This window comes from Rhodoflexus caldus (assembly GCF_021206925.1).
GTDB lineage: Bacteria > Bacteroidota > Bacteroidia > Cytophagales > Thermoflexibacteraceae > Rhodoflexus > Rhodoflexus caldus.
This window is the reverse complement of the sequence record NZ_JAJPRF010000019.1, coordinates 15,684-35,166: the sequence shown is the minus strand read 5'-3', so window position 1 is coordinate 35,166 and position 19,483 is coordinate 15,684. Positions and strand designations below refer to the sequence as shown.

14 protein-coding genes are annotated in these 19,483 nt (G+C 45.8%); 10 read left to right on the top strand and 4 right to left on the bottom strand.

Going from position 1 to position 19,483, the window contains the following annotated elements:
- Positions 1–4: 4 nt before the first annotated feature.
- Genes NDK19_RS15225 through NDK19_RS15215 form a run of 3 tightly spaced genes read right to left on the bottom strand, consistent with a single transcriptional unit; the run spans position 5 to position 4,608 of the window.
- Complete coding sequence (locus NDK19_RS15225) at positions 5–2,197, bottom strand: TonB-dependent receptor family protein (protein ID WP_250632768.1); 2,193 nt, start codon at positions 2,195–2,197, stop codon at positions 5–7.
- A 21-nt stretch (positions 2,198–2,218) separates the two neighbouring features.
- Positions 2,219–3,142, bottom strand: a complete 924-nt coding sequence (locus NDK19_RS15220) for a hypothetical protein (RefSeq protein ID WP_250632767.1) — start codon at positions 3,140–3,142, stop codon at positions 2,219–2,221.
- Positions 3,139–4,608 (bottom strand): leucyl aminopeptidase family protein, encoded by a 1,470-nt coding sequence (locus NDK19_RS15215; RefSeq protein ID WP_250632766.1) that lies wholly within the window; start codon positions 4,606–4,608, stop codon positions 3,139–3,141. The genes NDK19_RS15220 and NDK19_RS15215 overlap by 4 nt, the downstream gene beginning before the upstream one ends.
- Positions 4,609–4,712: 104 nt before the next feature.
- On the opposite strand from NDK19_RS15215, the gene NDK19_RS15210 reads away from it, so the two are divergent.
- From NDK19_RS15210 to NDK19_RS15200, 3 genes are all read left to right on the top strand, one after another.
- Positions 4,713–5,360 carry an O-methyltransferase gene (locus NDK19_RS15210; protein ID WP_250632765.1) on the top strand — a complete coding sequence of 216 codons (648 nt, stop codon included), beginning with the start codon at positions 4,713–4,715 and terminating at the stop codon, positions 5,358–5,360.
- 22 nt (positions 5,361–5,382) lie between these two features.
- Positions 5,383–8,559, top strand: coding sequence for a LysM peptidoglycan-binding domain-containing protein (locus tag NDK19_RS15205; RefSeq protein ID WP_250632764.1), 3,177 nt, complete (start codon positions 5,383–5,385; stop codon positions 8,557–8,559).
- A 148-nt stretch (positions 8,560–8,707) separates the two neighbouring features.
- On the top strand, positions 8,708–10,831 hold the full coding sequence (locus NDK19_RS15200) for a M3 family metallopeptidase (RefSeq protein ID WP_250632763.1): 2,124 nt from the start codon (positions 8,708–8,710) through the stop codon (positions 10,829–10,831).
- A gap of 570 nt (positions 10,832–11,401) precedes the next feature.
- On the opposite strand, the gene NDK19_RS15195 is transcribed toward NDK19_RS15200, so the two are convergent.
- Positions 11,402–12,316, bottom strand: a complete 915-nt coding sequence (locus NDK19_RS15195) for a tetratricopeptide repeat protein (RefSeq protein ID WP_250632762.1) — start codon at positions 12,314–12,316, stop codon at positions 11,402–11,404.
- Between the two features lie 100 nt (positions 12,317–12,416).
- On the opposite strand from NDK19_RS15195, the gene NDK19_RS15190 reads away from it, so the two are divergent.
- The 7 genes from NDK19_RS15190 to NDK19_RS15160 all read left to right on the top strand — a co-directional run bounded on the left by NDK19_RS15190 (position 12,417) and on the right by NDK19_RS15160 (position 19,406).
- A complete protein-coding gene (locus tag NDK19_RS15190; RefSeq protein WP_250632761.1) occupies positions 12,417–13,163 on the top strand; it encodes a hypothetical protein in 747 nt (248 codons plus the stop codon).
- A gap of 114 nt (positions 13,164–13,277) precedes the next feature.
- Positions 13,278–14,570 (top strand): ABC transporter ATP-binding protein, encoded by a 1,293-nt coding sequence (locus NDK19_RS15185; protein WP_250632760.1) that lies wholly within the window; start codon positions 13,278–13,280, stop codon positions 14,568–14,570.
- 3 nt (positions 14,571–14,573) lie between these two features.
- Entirely contained in the window at positions 14,574–15,347 is a 774-nt protein-coding gene (locus NDK19_RS15180) for an FkbM family methyltransferase (RefSeq protein WP_250632759.1), read from the top strand.
- Entirely contained in the window at positions 15,331–17,079 is a 1,749-nt protein-coding gene (locus NDK19_RS15175; protein WP_250632758.1) for a methyltransferase, TIGR04325 family, read from the top strand. The genes NDK19_RS15180 and NDK19_RS15175 overlap by 17 nt, the downstream gene beginning before the upstream one ends.
- Entirely contained in the window at positions 17,067–17,945 is an 879-nt protein-coding gene (locus NDK19_RS15170) for a class I SAM-dependent methyltransferase (protein WP_250632757.1), read from the top strand. Before NDK19_RS15175 ends, NDK19_RS15170 begins: the two co-directional genes overlap by 13 nt.
- Positions 17,946–17,948: 3 nt before the next feature.
- Positions 17,949–18,989: a hypothetical protein gene (locus tag NDK19_RS15165; protein ID WP_250632756.1), complete on the top strand. Its 1,041-nt coding sequence runs from the start codon at positions 17,949–17,951 to the stop codon at positions 18,987–18,989.
- Entirely contained in the window at positions 18,990–19,406 is a 417-nt protein-coding gene (locus NDK19_RS15160; protein ID WP_250632755.1) for a sugar 3,4-ketoisomerase, read from the top strand.
- Positions 19,407–19,483 lie beyond the last annotated feature (77 nt).

The following is a 19,483-nucleotide window of genomic DNA, read 5'->3' as shown; positions in this document are numbered from 1 at the left end:
CCGTTTAAAAGTTCATCGTTACAGTAGCAATCCAACTGCGCCCGTCGGAGTTCCATACGCCCGCACCGGGATAGATAACAGGACGCTTCGTAAAGTACTGCTCATTGGTTAAATTGTTGATATTCAATCGCATTTGTATTTTTTCCGTTGCCTGAAAACTCACGCCGGCATCTATCAGCCGATACGCCGGCACAATGCCCGCGGCTCCGGTCGGTACAGGTTCACGAGTATTGAACGGGTCGGAGTAGCTTTCGGATACATAACTGTACTGCAAAAAACCATGCCATTTGCCCGCGTGGAAGTTGATACCATTGCGGGAAGTCAGCGCGGGCACTCCCTCTAACCGATTGCCGCTGATTTCTTCATTGCGATTTTGACGGCGCAACTTGCCATTTACATAAACGGCATCCATCAGCGCAGTAGCAGTAAATGCGGAAAGTTGCAAGCGGCGATTTTTCATTAGCTGATACTCCGCATACGCCTCCAAACCATTGTTGCGGCTGTCGCCTATATTGGTTTTCCAAATGTACGTTTCGCCTTTGTCGTCGGTCATTTGCAGGCTGCCGATGCGGTTGCGATACAGCAACTGAAACAAAGTGATGTCCCATGTCAGCCGCTCGGTAGTGCCTCGGAATCCGATTTCGGCATTGTGCCCGAAGGAATCGCGCAGGCGTTCATCGTTGCGTTCCAGCGGGTTGGCAGGTACAAGGTCGGCAAAAATGACCGGCCGATATGACTGCGCCCAGCCGCCATAGAGTTGGGCATTTTTGGTAAGTTGATACTGTGCGCTGCCGCCCAGCAAAACAAACCTGTGAACAAGATCAAAAGGGATACGCTCTTCGGGCAAATAGACCAAACGGCCTCTCATGCGGCTGATACCGTCTTCGGCGCGCAGCCCGCCCGAAAGTTGCAAGCGGCTGCCGATTTGCCATCTGTTTTCGGCAAAAAATGCCCAATTGCCCGTTTTCAAATGGATATCCCGCCGATAGGGCTGTAAAACGGTCAAGTTGTAGTCCGAACCCGTTGTTCCCTGCCCCTGTTGGCGGCGGTGCAAATCGTTGTTGATATAGCGAACGCCCGTTATCAGCGTAGAAGGAATGCCTGCCAAGCGGTACTCGTGCCGCAGTTTCCACTCGGAGGTGTAGCTGTTGAAAAGGTCAATATCTACCTGACGGGGCGCGTAATCCAAAGTTGCGGGTAAAATGCGGTCAGGAACATTGGCAAAAGCAATGAACTGCACGCTGTTACGCGCGCCGATAACGGCCGAAGCAGTCCAATCCAGGTGTGTGCGCGGGCTGATTGTCCAATCTAAGGTCAGCGAAGGCACGTGAATGTCGGGTTCGTAGAAGTTGCGGGAGCGGGTCGCCTGCCTCGGATTTTGCCGGAACAGCGAGTCGGTCAGCGGGCCGGGGATGCGATACAGGTATTGGCTGCGCCCCCACTCGGCTTTCAGGCGCAAATTGGCAGAAAAGTCGTACTGCAAACTGACAAACTGCGCCTGTGCATCGGAAAAGGCATTGTCCCGATAACCGTCGGAGCGCCGCCGCTGCGCATAGGCATAATATGACCACTTGCCGACTCGTCCGCCGATGCTGTGGAATGTACTCAATAAGCCAAATGAGCCGACGGCATTAACGGTTTGATAGCTGAATGTGCGGGTGGAATCGGGTTGTCGGGTGATGTAATTGACCATGCCGCCAAACTGTGCGCCGTATTGCAGGGCACCTGTTCCGCGCACAATTTCTATGCGTTCAACCGATTCCAAAGGGGGGCTGTAATGGCTGGCCGGATAGCCGTAAATATCGGAATTGGTCATAATGCCGTTTTGTCGCACATTGAACTCCCAACTGCGGTGCGGGTCAAGGCCACGGGTGGCAATATTGAGTTGGTTGCCTGCGCCGTCCATATCATAGACAAAAGCGCCGGGGATTTTGGCAAAAATTTGCCTGCCGACTTTCTCCACCAAATTGGCAGATGTCATTTGCAAAGAAATTACTTCGGTTTTTTTACCCGCCAAAATGAAGTTGTTATGCAGTGGAGGCAGCGGCGTAACAGTGCCTAACAATAATCGGCCGTCGGTAACGACCACATCGGTGAGCACTCGGGTTTTCAGCGTATCCTGCGCATAGGCCTGATAGCCAAACAGTTGCAAGGCGAAGCAAACGCCTAATGCAAGTTGAATAAAGTAAGGTTGCATGTTTGCTTAGCTGTAATTTTTTTAGTTGATATCTTTCAAATTACCACTCGTTACGAGGCATTTGTACAGATTGTTGCCTGTGGAAAGTACTTCGTTATGCCCCAATATGCTCTGAATAAAAACCACACGGTTTTTTTCCATTTCTACCAGCGAAGCATCCAACTCCTTAAATGAAGCAAAGGGAATTTTCCATGCTTTCATCACTGCCATCATGTCCATGCTTTGTTTTTCGGTGCCGCCTTCGGCAGGAGAGGTAACGGCAACAAAACGCCCTGTTTTATTGCGGTCTATCCACAAAATAAACTTCTCAAATTGCGAATACAGCCCGTCAAACAAATAGACTTCTTTAATTTCCATGCCGCCATGCATGAGGATATGTGCCATCACACGGTACGCGCCGCTGTGGCCGGCAATTACAATCGTACCTAAGCGCGGATTGCTGCGAAATACTTTTTCGGCAGCCAGTTTCAGGAAGGTTTCGTTGATGAATGCGGCGAACATGCCCGCTTTTTCCAACTTGCCGCCAAACGAATCGGGGGCATTTTTAGGCCCTTGCGGAACAATCAATATCGCATTTTTATTTGCCTGCACAAACTGATTGATGAGGTTAAACTGCACAAGGGCACTGTCGGGGTTGTTGTACCAGCCGTGGAAATATACTACCACATCTACCTCTCGGCTTGGGTTGAATTTTTTGGGAATGAATACCAATACCGTGCTGTCGTTGTAATGCTCGGCAGCGCTGTAAGTTTTCCCGTTGTAGGTATGCCCATTGGCGCGTTCCGGCGAAGGGAAAGGCGCATTTATCAATTGCAGGCGATAAATTTTGCCGAATGACTGATACAGGGTATCGGTATCGGTGGCATCTTGTGCCCAAAGTTGCGGTGCAGCCAACAGCCCGCATATCATCCATACGAAGAAGGATTTTACGAGAACGTATTTCATAACGCTTTCAAAAATTCGGTAATTAATCGCACACCAAAGGCCGTAGCGCTTCGGCTGCCGGCAAAAGGCGAATCGCCGAAGGCTGTTCCTGCAATATCTATGTGTGCCCATGCAGGATGGCGGTCTGTAAATTTTTCAATGAGTTTGGCAGCCGTAATGGCACCTGCCGGCCTGCCTCCGAAGTTCTTAACATCTGCCATATCGGAACGAATCTGGCTGTCGTAGTCGTCCCAGAGTGGCAAACGCCACACCCGCTCACCCGACTGTTGCCCTGCTTTTATCAGTGCCGCCGCTAATTCATCATTGTTGGTAAATAAGCCTGCGGCATGATAGCCTAATGCGAAAATACACGCACCTGTAAGCGTGGCAATATCAATCATTACATCGGGCTGGTAGTTTTTGGCAAGGTACGATACGCCGTCTGCCAAAATCATGCGCCCTTCGGCATCCGTATCGTCCACTTCTATGCTCATGCCGTTGTAGGCTTGCACAATATCGCCGGGCTGGATGGCTTTGCCGTCGGGTTTATTGTCGGTTGCGGGCACAATGCCAATAAGGCGCACAGGCAGTTGCAGCCTTGCCGCAGCCTCCATTGCGCCGATAACGGCAGCTGCACCCGCCATATCACTTTTCATCCAGCCCATGTTGGTTCCTTCTTTGAGCGTAATGCCGCCCGTGTCAAAAGTGATGCCTTTGCCTACTAATCCGACTGTTTTAACTGTTTGTTTACCCGCAGGTTGGTATTCCATGATAGTGAATGTGGGCGGCAGTTCGCTGCCCTGATTAACGGCAAGCAACGCGCCTAAACCTTCGCGCTCTATGTCTGCCTTGTGCAGCACACGCACCGCATAACCGTATTTATTGCCGCTTGCAAGTGCCGTTTCTGCCAGTGTAAGCGCATTCATCCGATTGCCGGGCGTATTGACCCAGTCCATCACCGCAAGTTGTACTTCGGCAATGTGCCTGCCCGCCTCAAAAGCCCGCTGCGCCTGTGCCTGCAAATTTTCGGGAACGACAATTGTCAGCTCGGGCAATAATTTCGCGGCAGGTGGCGTAGCCTTGTACTTGCCTATCTGATAAGTCCCCAGCAACATGGCAGAAACAGCCTCTGCAAACGACTCAATAGCTGCCAAGCAAGTGGCAGACTGTGTGAAGTCTATTACCAAGCGTGGTTGCAGTTTTTCACTTTGCTGATGCACCAGCAAACGCATAGCCTTTCGGAATACCTCCGCATGGGACTGCTCGCCCAAACCTACCAGCAACAAGCGACTTATCGGCTGATTATCAGGCAATAAAAGATTAACGATTTCGTCTTTGCGGCCTTTAAACTCTTGTTGGAGCAGGTTTACATGCAGGCCAAAACGGGTAGCAACGGCATCGGCGGAAGCCTCCCATTCGGCCGCGGTAAAAGGCAACAGCAAATGAGCCGATTGAGCAGGTATCAGGCGGGTAAAACTTACTTGCATGGGCGCACAAACAAATGATGACAAAAACTTGTATAAATGGTAAACTCTTGTATATCTTTACTTTACATTTGACAACTAAAATCTAAACTTTAAGTCGTCCGACGATGAAAAGCCGCTGGGAACAGATAGCAGCCGAACAATATGCAGAAGCGCACACCACGCCGGAACTGCCTGTGCTGCAACGGCTTGTACGCGAAACACACCTGAAAACCACCTTGCCGCGCATGTTGTCGGGGCACTTGCAAGGCGCAATGCTGTCGCTGTTTTCCGAAATGGTTCGCCCGACAAATATATTGGAAATCGGCACATTTACAGGCTATTCTGCCATTTGCCTTGCGCAGGGGCTTGCTCCCGAGGGTCGGCTGATTACCATTGACAACAACGAGGAAACCTTGGAAATAGCCCACCGCTACTTCCACGAAGCCGGTCTTTCAGACAAAATAGAAATCAGAACCGGCGATGCGGCACAGATATTGCCACTGTTAGATGAAGTTTTTGACATCGTTTTTATTGATGCCGATAAACGACAAAATGCCACTTATTACGAAATGGTGCTGCCCAAAGTCAGAAAAGGCGGCTATATACTGATAGACAATGTTTTATGGAGCGGCAAGGTAATTCCGCCTGCCGCCACGGACAAAGACACTGCAACGATAGCCGCTTTTAACCGTATGGTACAACAGGACAGCCGTGTAAAAAACATATTATTGCCCATCCGCGACGGGCTGCTGGTCGCGCAAAAATTGTCCTAAGATTCTATTCCCCCGCACTGTTATGAATACGAACAAGTTATTTTTTCTCTTCTGCATCGTGTTTCTATGTTCTTTTCGGTCAATGGCGCAGGAAGGGCTTACTGTTCCTTCGCAAATGCGTTTTGCCGATATAGACCTGACCATAGAACCACGCACCCGCGAGCGGATTCAACAAAGAGTGAATCAGATTGCAGGCAACTGGACGCTGTACTCCGACCTTTCCGAGCGTTCCCAGATTTATTCGCCGCTCATCACACAAACGCTCCGCGAAGAAGGCTGCCCCGATGACCTGCAATACATCGCGTTTCTGCTGAGCGGTCTTTCAGCCGATGCCACCTCCCCCCGTCAGCCCGGCGCTACCGGATTCTGGCTGATGTCTGCCGATATTGCCAAAGAAAACGGTTTACAGGTGGACAATGCCATTGACGAGCGCAAAAGCATTATTTCTGCCACCCGCGCTTTTGCACGCGCCATGCATAAAAACAATTACTCCATGCGCAATTGGATTTACGCTTTCACAGCCTACAACGTGGGGCTTTCCAATGCCTTTAACGAAAGCAACGGCGTGGAGCGCGCCCGCATCGGCACAACACAATTGCCCATAAACGACAAAACACCCGACTATATCATTGATTTGCTGGCGTACACCTCCGTATTCCGCAATCAACAGAATGTAGCCGGCAGCCCGATTAAGTTATTGGTTTACAACCAAACGGGAGGAAAAACACTGGATGCCATCGCAAGAGCCGCCAATTTGCCCGTGGAGCAAGTCCGCTATTACAACTCATGGCTCATCTCGGGCAATATACCTCGCAATCTGCCTGTTTATTTGCCCGTGCCTGCCGAAAGAGTGGCCGCAGTGAGCACAGCACTGCAAATCAGCAATCCTAACCAAGGTTTTGCAGCCACTGCTGCGCGGTTCTCCAATGCCGAAGCAACGGCCAATGGCAGCCCCTACCCGATTATTACCAACCGCATTGACCGCCGCATCGGCAACAAGGACTTTACTTTTGCCACCATTAACGGCATTTCGGGGATGATAGCTGCCGACGGGCAAAGCATTGACGAGTTGGCCGCCGCCGCCGGCATCAGCAAAAGCAAACTCATTAAGCTGAACGATTTTAACGACAAGGACGCTGTTTTAGGTGCAGGGCAAGTACTGTATTTGAAAGCCAAAGCCAGCAAAGGGCCTGTAAAAGACCATGTGGCCTTGCCCAATGAGTCGTTCTGGTCAATTGCACAAAACTATGGCATGACGCTCAGCAGCCTGTTGAAGCTGAACCGCATTGAAAAAAATGAAGCTTTGCAACCCGGGCGCATTTTGGTATTGCAACAGCGCAGACCGAAAAACACTGCACCTGAATACCGCGAGTTGCCGGCCATCAATCCGACAAGCATACAAGATGCCCCGGAACTGCAGATAGATAATACCATAACAGACCCCAATGCAGGTGCAAGAAATACCGGCATTCACATTGTGCAAACAGGAGAATCCATTTATGAAATTGCTTCCAAATATGGCGTAACCATTACCGATTTACGCCGATGGAACGGCATTACGGGCTTTACGCTTACACCGGGCATGGAACTCAAAATCCGCGGCGAATCGTTGCCTGCCATAGTGGCAGATACCACAAGTGCTACTATTGCCGGTGGTAATACATCCATAGACAGCACCCTTTTAGCTCCTCCAACCAACGACATTGACGTATTGACTGCCACAGGCACAGCAACACAGGCACAACCCACACATAAGGTAGAACAGGGCGACAACCTGTATTCCATTGCCCAAAAATACAATATCACAACCAGCAGCCTAAGAGCATGGAACAACCTGTCCAGTACCGCAATTATCAAGCCCGGGGACGTTCTGAAACTATACGACCCTACGGCCATTGTTGCAGGCAGCGCACAGCAACTCGGGGTGGTAAGTGCTGAAACACAACCCGTTAAACATCGCGTGCAAAGGGGAGAAAACCTCACCAAAATAGCCAGCAAATACAACACTACCGTAGCCAATCTTCGCGCATGGAACAACTTGCAAACCGACGCCATTGCTATCAATCAGGAACTGATTGTGAGCGGAGTACCGATAACAGCCAATGCTGCTACACCTAATACGGGCACATCCATAGTTAATGTAATGCCTCAGGGAAGTACATCAACCGCAACTGTCGGCACTAATAAAGGCATACATGAGCTTACTTACGGACAGTCGGTAGAAGATATTGTGCGTATGTATAACCTCAACATAGACGATTTTTACCGTTGGAATAACTTGACTCCGGGAAATACGGCATTCCCGTCAGGTGTAACAAGAGTATATGTAGCCGACCCTGCAATAGTAAACACCAACACTTTTAACGTAACGCCGCAGCCCTACACCAATCCTTCGGCAAATGTAGGCAATGCGATGACCCAGCCTGCCCTTACAGGTACAGGAGTTACCCCAACAGGCAACACAACCGTACAGAACACTACCGCAACCGCTGCCACCTATAAGGTAGAAGCAGGCGAAACCCTTTTCAGCATCGCCGACAAATTCAAAATACCTGTAAAAGATTTGATGCGATGGAACAATATGGATATGAGCACTAAGCTCCAATTCGGGCAGATTATTTTTGTGCAAGCGCCGGGAAGCAGTGTTGCCGTTGGCACGGAAGGCGGCATAATGCTCTCTAACATCTCCGAACCGACGACAGGTATGGTTATGAGGGGCGGCAACGCAAATATGTCGGCATCGTCTGCCAACCCCGCAGCGCGCATGGAAGAAGCCAGAATCTATACCAGCATCCCGGGAGACAATATTTACGACTTGGCCAATCGCTTTGGCGTACGGCTCAGCGAATTTAAAAAGTGGAATAACATTCCTGCCGGCGTATTTACGCTGCCCGTAGGCACGCCGATAGCCATCAACGAAGCCGCCGCCGCACAAGTAGCCGCCATGAAAGCACAGGCTGCACAATCCAAAACCGCTGCCAAAGGTGTGATTGCCGAAACAGCGCGCCCTTCAACCAACCAACAAGTTACTACGCAAGCCACGGGCAAAGGCTCCGTTATTTACCACGTGGTCAATAAAGGCGAAACCCTTTTCAGCATCGCAAAGAAATACAAAGTAAAAGTGGAACAGATTAAGAAATGGAATAACCTGCCAAGCGACCGCGTCAATGCGGGAGCACGCATCATCGTCAGTCAATAGTCCGACTGCCGAAGAGTTTTTTCTCCAATGCCCCGAAGCAAGATGTTTCGGGGCATTTTTGTTGCACCTGCCCAACCTTTTCGCGGAGCGGGTTTTTGCGTAAATTTGCCGTTACTACTATTTGTTCTGTTCACTATCCCAAATTTGTATGAAAACACGCTTTAAACCTGTTCGGCTGTTACTTGCAGCGGCAGGGCTTTCACTTTTAACCGCTCAACAACAAGCACCCAAACCCATGACAAACGAGAATCCTTTTTTCTCTCCGTTCAACACCCCGCACGAAACGCTGCCCTTCGATAAAATCAAAACCGAGCACCTGATGCCCGCATTGCAGGAAGCTCTGGCACGTGGCAGAAAAGAAATTGACGCTATTGCCAACAACAGCAAAGCGCCCACTTTTGAAAACACCATTGTAGCGCTTGACCAAGCCGGAGAAATGCTGAGCAAGGTGCAAAGCACTATGTTCAACCTGAACAGTGCGGAAACCAGCCCCGAACTTCAAAAAGTTGTTAAAGAGGCTTCTCCCCTGCTGTCCGAATACAGCAACGATATCCTGCTGAACGCCAAACTGTTCGCGCGCATTAAAAAACTGTACGAACAGCGCAAAACACTGAAATTGGACACTGAAAGCATGACTTTGCTGGAAAAAACCTACCAACAGTTTGCCCGCAACGGTGCCAACCTGAACGAGGCCGACAAAGCCAAACTGCGCGAAATCAGCAAACGCCTTTCCGAACTTTCGCTGACCTTTGGCGAAAACGTGCTCAAAGAAACCAACGAGTTCATCCTGCACCTGACCGATGAAAAGGATTTGGCAGGGCTACCCGACTTTGTAAAAGATGCCGCCCGACTGGCAGCCAAACAGAAAAACATGGAAGGCTGGGTATTCACTTTGCAACAGCCCAGCTATGCACCTTTTATGACTTATAGCGAAAACCGCGACCTGCGCAAAAAAATGTTCATCGCGTTTTCATCCAAAGCATTTAAGGGCAATGCCAACGACAATCAGGCCATCATCAAAGAAATCGTAAAACTGCGCCACGAACGCGCCAAACTGTTGGGCTATGCTTCGCACGCACATTTTGTGCTTGAAGAGCGCATGGCAGGAACACCCGAAAAAGTCAATGCCTTTTTGGAAGAAATTTTCAGCTATGCCAAGCCCGTTGCCGACAAGCAAATGAGCGAACTGCTCGCCTACGCCAAGAAAAACGGCTTCACCGAAGACCGTCTGCAACGCTGGGACTACGCTTTTTATGCCGAAAAACTCAAAAAAGAAAAATACGGCATCGACAACGAAGCCCTCAAACCGTATTTCAAACTTGAAAACGTAGTTGAAGGTACTTTTACCATTGCCAACAAACTGTTTGGCCTCACATTCAAAGAGAACAAACAGATTCCCGTTTATCACCCCGAAGTAAAAGCCTATGAGGTTTTTGATGACAAAGGCAAATTTGTGGCCGTATATTACGCCGACTTCTTCCCGCGCGAAGGCAAACGCGGCGGCGCATGGATGACAAGCTACTTAGACCAACATGTCAAAAACGGCAAAGACATCCGCCCGCATGTGTCAATTGTCTGCAACTTTACCAAACCTACCGAAACACAGCCTTCGCTGCTCACCTTCGATGAAGTAACCACGCTGTTCCACGAGTTTGGGCACGCACTGCACGGTATGCTTTCCCAATGTAAATACAGCGGCACCTCCGGTACAAGCGTTTACTGGGACTTTGTAGAGTTGCCTTCGCAAATCATGGAAAACTGGTGCTACGAAAAAGAAGCGCTGGATATGTTTGCCCGCCACTACCAAACCAATGAGCCTATTCCGCAGGAATACATCCAAAAAATTGTGGAAAGCGCCAATTTCATGGAAGGTTATGCTACTTTGCGCCAACTGAGCTTTGGTATGCTGGATATGGCTTATCACGGCCAAGCACAGGATGTTGCAGACGTGAACACATTTGAGAAAAACGCCATCGCAAAAACCAACCTGTTCCCCGATGTGGAGGGTGTCAATGCAAGTACTTCTTTCAGCCACATTTTTGCGGGCGGCTACTCGGCAGGCTATTACAGCTACAAATGGGCAGCAGTACTCGATGCCGATGCGTTTGATTTCTTCAAGCAAAAAGGCATTTTCAACAAAGAAGTGGCCGAATCATTCCGCGCCAACATACTTTCCAAAGGCGGCAGCGAACACCCCATGACCCTCTACAAGCGATTCCGCGGTGCAGAACCCTCACCGAAAGCCTTGTTGAAACGCTCCGGTTTGTTGTAAATACGCACCGCTGCGTTCAGGTAAACGAGCTTTTATATAAAAACGCAAGAGATTTACGAAAAATCGCTTGTGTAAAATGCTGAAAAACAAATATTTAAACCTGACAGGTTTTAGAAACCTGTCAGGTTTGTGTATAAAATGTGCATGATACAGTAGGGATACGGCGCGCCTGTGTCCCTATTTTTTTCAAATGATTAACGCGAATTTTGCGGCAGAATCTTGAAAAAATTAAATTTGGTTGTGCGCAATAATTCATGCAAAACGTGTAGAGACAAGGCATGCCTTGTCCCTACAAATATACCTACATATAAAAAATACAATTTACAAACATGCATCTTTGCGCTAATGCGTCATTTTGATTTTTTTGTCGCAAAAAACGCTGATTATCAAATGAATAGCAAATAATTCGGGTGATGATTATATCAGTAACAGATTCATGCGTAACATTGAATCAAACAGCGGCTTTCTAAGGTTTCATCGCATCTACACAAACCCGACAGGTTTATGCGGCTGTTTTCAGCAATTTACATACCACTTATGCTTTTGCATAATCTGCATTGATGTACAGTATCACTTCTTCAAAATCTCCAATTGCCGTTTGGCGTACGCTATCTGATTGGCGGTCAGGTTGGGCGATTGCAGAAAGGCTTGGTAATACTTAATTGCCTCCGATACCTGCCCATCGTCCCGATAGAGGTCGGCCAAATTCAGATTGACGACAGCGCGATTGGGAAAATTTTTTCGGCACTCCAACAATAGTTTTTCCGACTTGCGAAAATCTTTGATTTTATAGTAAGCGAAACCCAGATTGTTCAAAATTTCGTCCATTGGGCCGGCTGTGGCATAAGGGCCGTTTTGCCAATAGCCGTACAATTGCTCCCAAATACCGATAGCCCCCTGCAAATTCCCCTGCTGATAGAGTTGCAACGCCTGCTGATTCATTATGATGCGTTCTTTGGCTACCTCTGCCCCTAACCCCGTATCTACGGCACGCGATTTTTGCAAATACAATTTGCCTCCTACAAATACAATTTCGTCTGTGCAATTGGAGCGCATAGTTCCCGCAGCATAAAAGCGAGTCAGTATCAGCCGTTTATCATCTGCCTTGAAGTCATCGGGCGTAAGCGAACCTAAACCGCCGCAATAGTCGGGGTCATAGAACTTATCGGCGCCTATCTGTTGGTTGAGCATATGGGTTTGCGCCTCATCTACCATGCGGCCGGTCAAGTCGTAGGCAAACAGGCGCGCATGAATGCCGTCCGCGGGGTCTTGCGACCAATTGGCCACATCCTCCGTGCGGCGCACAGCCACCAGCACGATGGCATATGGAGAGCCGGGCACAAGCAACGCCTTTTGGTACAGTATATTTTTCCCCGCCGTAAAACTCTGATACGCGGGCTGCGTTTGCAAGTCTATACTCTGGGCATACAGCAAGCAGGATAAAAAGGCGAAAATTGCCGAAAGAAAAATGCGCAATGAAGCCATATGTTTGGGTCAGTTACGGTTCAGAGTGGCTGTGGGGTTGTTTTCCCTGCCGAATAACGCTTAATTTACGGAACTTTTTGAAAAAATTACGCCAATCATCGTGCAAGCTACCGATTTCAGCCGATTTACTTTGTGGGAAGCCCGATTTGAGACCAACGACCTCACCCCGCCGCCTTTCAGCCATTACTATCACCTGATTATCAGGAAAGAAGCGGCCGAGTACCGCGCTACCTACGAACTGACCTATACGCACCGCGAAGAGTTCACCGAAGAGGAACTTGCCGAGGAAGGCTTTTCCCCGAACGATAACCGCTCGTGCGAAGCCCCTCTGCATGAGGCATGGATTGCACAGTTGGAAAAACTCATGGCGCAAACCCAACCCGAAACGCGCCCGCGGAAGCCCGCACATAATTTTTTGGAGTTGCACACGGTAACTCTCTCGGGCGAAACCCAAACATTTTCCCCAAAAAACCGCATGGCATGGGAGCTGCTGTTGCAGCAAGTAGTACAGGGGCTGATGGAAACCGCCAAAGTAGAAGCGCCGCTCGTAGTGGGCTATAATTGGCAAGAAAACGGCAAGCAACAGCGATACGACATCCGCTGGCAGTTTGCCGACCGCACCGCCATGCTGATGCACGCAGGAGCGACCCACGCTATTTCTTGGCAGGCCGCCCTTGCCATTATGGAACAAAGTTTTATGATAGAAACCGACGTTGAAAAGGCAGCACCGCAGCCGAAGTCGGGCGACCAAATCAGCCCGGGCGACGGCCTTTGGTACCCCCTGCTGAGCGGACAGCAAGCCCGCTGGCACTCGCTCAAAGAAACGATTACCAAACTGGCGCGGTAGGTGGCCATGGCTTTTGTTCGGCAATATACTGTTTCAACAACAGGTGTGTGCTATTTTCCCAAAGCCTGCGCCTCACTTTTTGCCAAACCCGACCAATTCCCCTATCTTTGCCCCATGTCAGACACCGTTTTAAAGGTTGAAAACCTCTACAAACGCTACCGCCTTGGCACGGTAGGCGCTGCCTCCTTTGGGGAAGACCTACAACGCCTGTGGGCTAAAATACAGGGCAAACCCGACCCTTTCGAGCAGTACATCACCGCCAACGAACTGAGCACCATCAAAAGCGTAGACGAAATGAAAGCGTTGAAAGCGCGTTACGTTTGGGCACTGCAAGACATCAACTTTGAGGTAAAACAAGGTGAAATACTCGGCGTAATCGGCAAAAACGGCGCAGGCAAAAGCACTTTGCTCAAAATCCTGAGCAAAACCACCGCCCCTACGCGCGGGCAGGTGAAGATAAAAGGACGCATAGCCAGCCTGTTGGAAGTAGGCACGGGCTTCCACCCCGAACTGACGGGCAGGGAAAACATTTTCCTCAACGGGCATATTTTGGGCATGAACCGCCACGAAATACGCGCCCGCTTAGACGAAATCATTGACTTTGCAGGCGTAGAAGCCTATTTAGATACGCCTGTGAAGCGCTACAGCAGTGGCATGTACGTGCGGCTGGCTTTTGCCGTGGCGGCGCACCTGTTGGCAGACATTTTGATAGTCGATGAAGTGCTGGCCGTAGGCGATGCCGAATTTCAAAAAAAGTGCATCGGCAAAATGAAAGACGTCAGCTCAGGCCAAGGGCGGGCGGTGTTGTTTGTGAGTCATAATATGGCTGTTTTGCAGAATCTATGTGAAACAGCTTTAATTTTAAAAAATGGCAGAATGGAATCTGATAAGTTAGATATAAAGACAGCAATAAATCAATACACTACAACCATATCACAAAATATAACTCAAATCAGTCAACGTAATGATCGAGTAGGAAATCAAAAATTAAATGCAATTGGTGTTCAATTCTTAAATGCTGAAAACAAAGATGTAAAAGTAATTTCCTCAGGAGAGTATGTTAAAATAGTAATTTATTACGAATCTTCTACTGTGGTTAGTAATGTATCTGTAGCATTATCATTCAATTCAATTCTTGGGGAAAATAAAATTATTCTTTGGAGTGAGTTACTAAATAAGACATATCATGTTAGTAGCGATGGAAAATTTGAATGTATTGTGCCTAAATTTCCATTAAGTCCAGGCACATATTCTGTTAACATCTTCATTAGAGAACAAAATGGAGAAATTGTAGACTGGATAATAGATGCATTCCTATTGGAAGTACAAGAAGGTGATTTTTTTAAAACAGGTAGACTTACACCTTTATCCCACCAGAGTGTACTCGTAGATCATAACTGGCAATAACTTATGGCAGCAAAAAAAATTATTAAACAAATTATCACATCTCTCACTCCTAGAGTAGTTAGAGAATTTTATGCATATCCTTTCATGCTTCCTTTAATACAAGAGATTAAAACTTTGAAAGAACAATATGAATATGTCAATATGTCATATTCACAAGAAGGAGAGGATTTATTTCTTAATAGGATATTTGCCGATAAAAGAGAAGGTTTCTATGTAGATATTGGTGCACATCATCCCAAAAGATTTTCTAATACTTATGCTTTTTACAGAAGAGGTTGGCGCGGTATAAATATAGACGCAATGCCGGGCAGTATGCGTCTTTTTAATGAACAACGTCCTGAAGATATTAATTTAGAGGTAGGCATAAGCGTGGAAAACAATAAGGTATTAAAATATTTTATATTTAATGAACCAGGGCTGAATACATTCTCGGAAGAAGTGGCAAAAAAAAATGATGGCATCTATAATCGATATTACATTACCGATATTATAGAGTTAAAGGTAGAAAGATTAGATAGTATTCTTGATAAGTATCTGCCTAAAAATCAACATATTGACTTTTTTAGTATAGATGTAGAAGGTTTAGACTTACAAGTTCTTCAATCAAACAACTGGGAGCAATACAGGCCTGATATCATACTTGTTGAATCTGATAGTACTCTCGATATAGTATCTCATATTAATTCAGATATTGGCATATTCTTAAATTCCGTGAGCTATAAATTCATAGGAAAAACATTTAAAACCCTATTTTTCAAAAATGTCGACGCCCAGTAATGTCTTAGCTCCAATCGTTCTATTTGCTTACAATCGTCCGTTGTATGTAAAACAAACATTGGAATCACTTGCGAGAAACGAGCAAGCTAAGGATTCTATATTGTATGTTTATGCAGATGGTTTTAAACCTGATGCAAGCGAGCAAGACAAACAAAAAATAAAAGAAGTTCGCAATATCATACGTAGTAAGCAGTGGTGTAAGGAGGTTATTTTAATAGAAAGAGAAATAAATTTAGGTTTAGCAAAATCCATTATTACGGGTGTTACGGAAGTAATCAACCGGCATGGTAAAGTTATTGTATTGGAAGATGACTTAGAACTTTCTCCCTACTTTTTACAATTTATGAACGAGGCTCTGGATGTATATGTCAACGAACCTAAAGTGATTTCCGTCGGTGCGTGTAACTTCTATGTTTCGGATGATAAAACTCCCGATACTTTTTTTCTGCCCATACCTGATTGTTTGGGCTGGGCTACTTGGCAAGACCGCTGGGCACTGTTTGAATCAGACAGCAATAAGTTGTATCAACGGTTGCATGACGTAAACTTGACAGAGTTTTTCAACTTATACGGCGCATACGATTTTTTAAATATGCTGAAAATGCAGGCCGAAGGTAAAATAAGCTCTTGGGCAATCCGCTGGCAAGCAGTGGCTTATTTACATCAAAAATTAACGATTTATCCTAAATACGCACTTTCTAATCATATAGGTTTAGGTCAAGATGCTACAAATAGTAAAGATGTAGATTATAGTATGTATATCAAATTCCCTACATGTACTATTCCTGTAAAAAAGCACAAACCATATTTAAATAAATATGTGTTCCGTGCTGTTATCGACAGATACTTACAAATCAGCGGTAAAAAAGCTTACTTGCCTTGGAACTTGCTTAATTTTAAAGAATTGGCACAGCGTGGAATTAATAAAGTTAAGAGTTTATTCAATACCGAAAAAACAATCTCTAATCCCCCCCCGCCCAAGCCCATCATCAGTTGGTCAGGGAATTATGCTTCGTGGGAGGAAGCTAAAGAATTGTGCACGGGCTACGAAGCAGACATTATTCTGCAAAAAATACGGGAAAGCGTACTCAAAGTAAAAAACGGAGAGGCCGTTTATGAGCGCGATTCGGTTATCTTTGATAAGATTCAATATAATTGGCCACTGCTGGCCTGTCTTTTTAAAATCGGCGTGGAATACGGCAATAAGTTGAGCGTGCTGGACTTTGGCGGTTCGCTCGGCAGTACTTGTTTTGGAAGCAGAGATTTCCTGAAAGACCTTGCGTTAGAGTGGAGCGTTGTAGAACAGCCGCATTTCGTGGCGTGTGGTCAGCAGGACATAGCAGACGGGCACCTCAAATTTTATTATACCATAGAAGACTGCCTCAAAGAACGCCAACCCAATGTTTTACTGCTATCAGGGGTGGTGCAGTATTTGGACAAACCCTATGAGTGGATAGAAGAATTTTTAAAGTTTAATTTCTGCTATATCATTATTGATCGAACTGCATTTGTAAAAAACTCGTATGATATATTAACTATACAGGAAGTTCACGAACCCGTATATGAAGCATCTTATCCTGCTTGGTTTTTTAATTATGAAAATTTTGTAAAACAATTTAGTAATTATAAAATTATATCTGATTTTGATAGTAGATTTACAGCACCTATATGTTTAAAAAACGGTTTTAATGTATACTGGTCAGGACTATTTATGAAATTATGCAAAAATTAGATTATGTTAACTTAGGCTGTGGTTCTCACTTTGATGTGAGATGGATTAATATTGATTTCATATCTAGTAATAATTATGTAATATCTCATAATTTAATAAATGGCATACCCCTATCAGACAATAGTGTATCCGTAGTCTATCACTCCCACGTATTAGAACATTTTAGCAAAGCACAAGCTATAGATTTCATTAACGAATGCTACCGTGTATTAAAGCATGGGGGTATTATACGCATTGCGACACCTGACTTAGAACGTATTATACAGGATTATCAAAATACCATATATTACTTAGAAAAGAATCCTGACGATGTTATTGCACAAGCTAATCATGAATGGATAATGATTGAAATGTATGACCAGTGCGTTCGACATTCCTCGGGTGGAGAAATGGTAAATTTTTTATCACAAGACGATGTTTGCAATCTTGACTATGTTTATAGTCGCATAGGTTATGAAGGAGAATGTCTTAGAGAAAATTTACTTAAAAATAAAAAAAATTCTCATTTACAAGAAGAAATTAAAAACAAAGATTTTTTTACTAAAATAATATGGATAATACAAAATCCATTGATTTATTTAAAAGAAAAAATTAAATATATATTATTTAAAGATGAAATAATGCATTTCAAGCAAATGGAAATATTCACAAAAATAGGACAATTCCGTTTAGGAGGCGAAGTACATCAGTGGATGTATGACCGATTCTCGTTGAGCCGTTTATTAACAAATGCCGGATTTAGCAATATTAGAATAGTCAATGCATTTGAAAGCAGTATTCCCAATTGGCAGGAATTCAACCTTGATATTAAAAACAATAAAACAAGAAAGCCTGATTCTATATTTATAGAGGCTCAAAAGCTATAAAACATGTATCATTTTGCAACCCTGTTTGACCAAAACTATCTTTCAAGAGGCCTAACCTTGCGGACTTCTATGGAAAGACATGCAGGTGATTTTCAGTTGTTTATTTTGTGTCTCGACCGAGCAAGCTATGATTTTTTTGTACAGGAAAAACACCCCAATACCGTACCCGTACAACTTCAGACCGTAGAAGCCTATTTCCCCGAACTGCAAGCGGCCAAAAGCAATCGCAGTTGGGTAGAGTATATTTTTACGCTCAGTCCGTTTTGGCCTTTGTATATCTTAGAGAACCATCCGCAAATTCCGCTGATTACGACCATGGATGCCGACATTTTCTTTTTTGACTCGCCGGCACCCTTGTATCAGGAATTAGGTAATAAGTCCATACTCATCACCCCGCACCGATTTTCAAAAAAACATGCGAATAGTATTCGGTACGGTGTATTTAACGTAAGTTTTCAGGCATTCCGCAATAATACCACGGGGCTTTCCTGCCTGCGCCTGTGGAAAGAACAATGCAGCGCATGGTGTTACGATAAGTTGGAAAACGACCGATTTGCAGACCAGAAATACCTTGACCAATGGCCGGAACGCTATAAAGATGAGCTTGTCGTACCAACTCATGCGGGGGCAGGCGTGGCACCGTGGAATGTTGAAGACTTGTCTTTGAGCATACAAAACGGGAAAGTTTTGGTCAATGGCAGCCCATTGATTTATTATCATTTCCATCATCTGCGTTTTGTTACGCCTCGTTTGTTGCTCAGCGGCTTGCAAAACTATCAGGTGCCGTTAAACAAAATATTGCTGAACCGAGTCTATGCCCCCTACATTGCGCATATTCGCGCTGTGTCTCGCCAAATACGCGTATGGAATGAGCAACAAATTACACGTTACAACAAGAAGTATTCCCGTGTTGAAATTCAAGATTTGGTAATTTTCGGCTATCCTAAACTTTTTATCAACCGACGATTGCTCGTACAAATCCACTTAGAACCGATTTACCGAAGTTATCAATTTCTAAAAAATCTCATTTTCAAAAAAACATAAATGGCACGTTTGATAAATCTTCAAACATTTACCGACAGCCGTGGCAATCTGACGGTCATAGAAAAAGTTATTCCGTTTGACATCAAACGCATATTCTATATTTACGGAGTAGATGACTCCGAACGCGGCAAACACCGACATAAACAGACCGTACAAGCAGCTGTTTGTATCAAAGGCTCTTGTAAAATTTACAGCACTGACGGATTCGGAGAAGAAGTATTTACACTGGACACTCCCTCTAAATGCTTGATATTAGAACCCAAAGACTGGCATAAAATGTATGCGTTCACTCCTGACTGTATATTGATGGTGTTAGCATCTACCTACTTTGACCCCGATGACTATATTTTTGAGCCATATGAGAGCGTAAAGGAGATACACTCGGGCAGTTTATTAAAGTCAGAACATTATTCGTAGCGAATTATCGGGAAAAGTATTGACCTGATATATTTACTTTGCAAGCGTTTTTCATTCCGCAAACAGTGTTATTTTTA

Excerpts from the sequence above, each read along its gene's own strand:
- NDK19_RS15180 (WP_250632759.1), top strand. The coding sequence starts at position 14,574 with ATGGCAGCAAAAAAAATTATTAAACAAATTATCACATCTCTCACTCCT.
- NDK19_RS15225 (WP_250632768.1), bottom strand. The coding sequence starts at position 2,197 with ATGCAACCTTACTTTATTCAACTTGCATTAGGCGTTTGCTTCGCCTTG.
- NDK19_RS15170 (WP_250632757.1), top strand. The coding sequence starts at position 17,067 with ATGCAAAAATTAGATTATGTTAACTTAGGCTGTGGTTCTCACTTTGAT.
- NDK19_RS15205 (WP_250632764.1), top strand. The coding sequence starts at position 5,383 with ATGAATACGAACAAGTTATTTTTTCTCTTCTGCATCGTGTTTCTATGT.
- NDK19_RS15200 (WP_250632763.1), top strand. The coding sequence starts at position 8,708 with ATGAAAACACGCTTTAAACCTGTTCGGCTGTTACTTGCAGCGGCAGGG.
- NDK19_RS15185 (WP_250632760.1), top strand. The coding sequence starts at position 13,278 with ATGTCAGACACCGTTTTAAAGGTTGAAAACCTCTACAAACGCTACCGC.
- NDK19_RS15220 (WP_250632767.1), bottom strand. The coding sequence starts at position 3,142 with ATGAAATACGTTCTCGTAAAATCCTTCTTCGTATGGATGATATGCGGG.
- NDK19_RS15175 (WP_250632758.1), top strand. The coding sequence starts at position 15,331 with ATGTCGACGCCCAGTAATGTCTTAGCTCCAATCGTTCTATTTGCTTAC.
- NDK19_RS15160 (WP_250632755.1), top strand. The coding sequence starts at position 18,990 with ATGGCACGTTTGATAAATCTTCAAACATTTACCGACAGCCGTGGCAAT.
- NDK19_RS15195 (WP_250632762.1), bottom strand. The coding sequence starts at position 12,316 with ATGGCTTCATTGCGCATTTTTCTTTCGGCAATTTTCGCCTTTTTATCC.
- NDK19_RS15165 (WP_250632756.1), top strand. The coding sequence starts at position 17,949 with ATGTATCATTTTGCAACCCTGTTTGACCAAAACTATCTTTCAAGAGGC.
- NDK19_RS15210 (WP_250632765.1), top strand. The coding sequence starts at position 4,713 with ATGAAAAGCCGCTGGGAACAGATAGCAGCCGAACAATATGCAGAAGCG.
- NDK19_RS15215 (WP_250632766.1), bottom strand. The coding sequence starts at position 4,608 with ATGCAAGTAAGTTTTACCCGCCTGATACCTGCTCAATCGGCTCATTTG.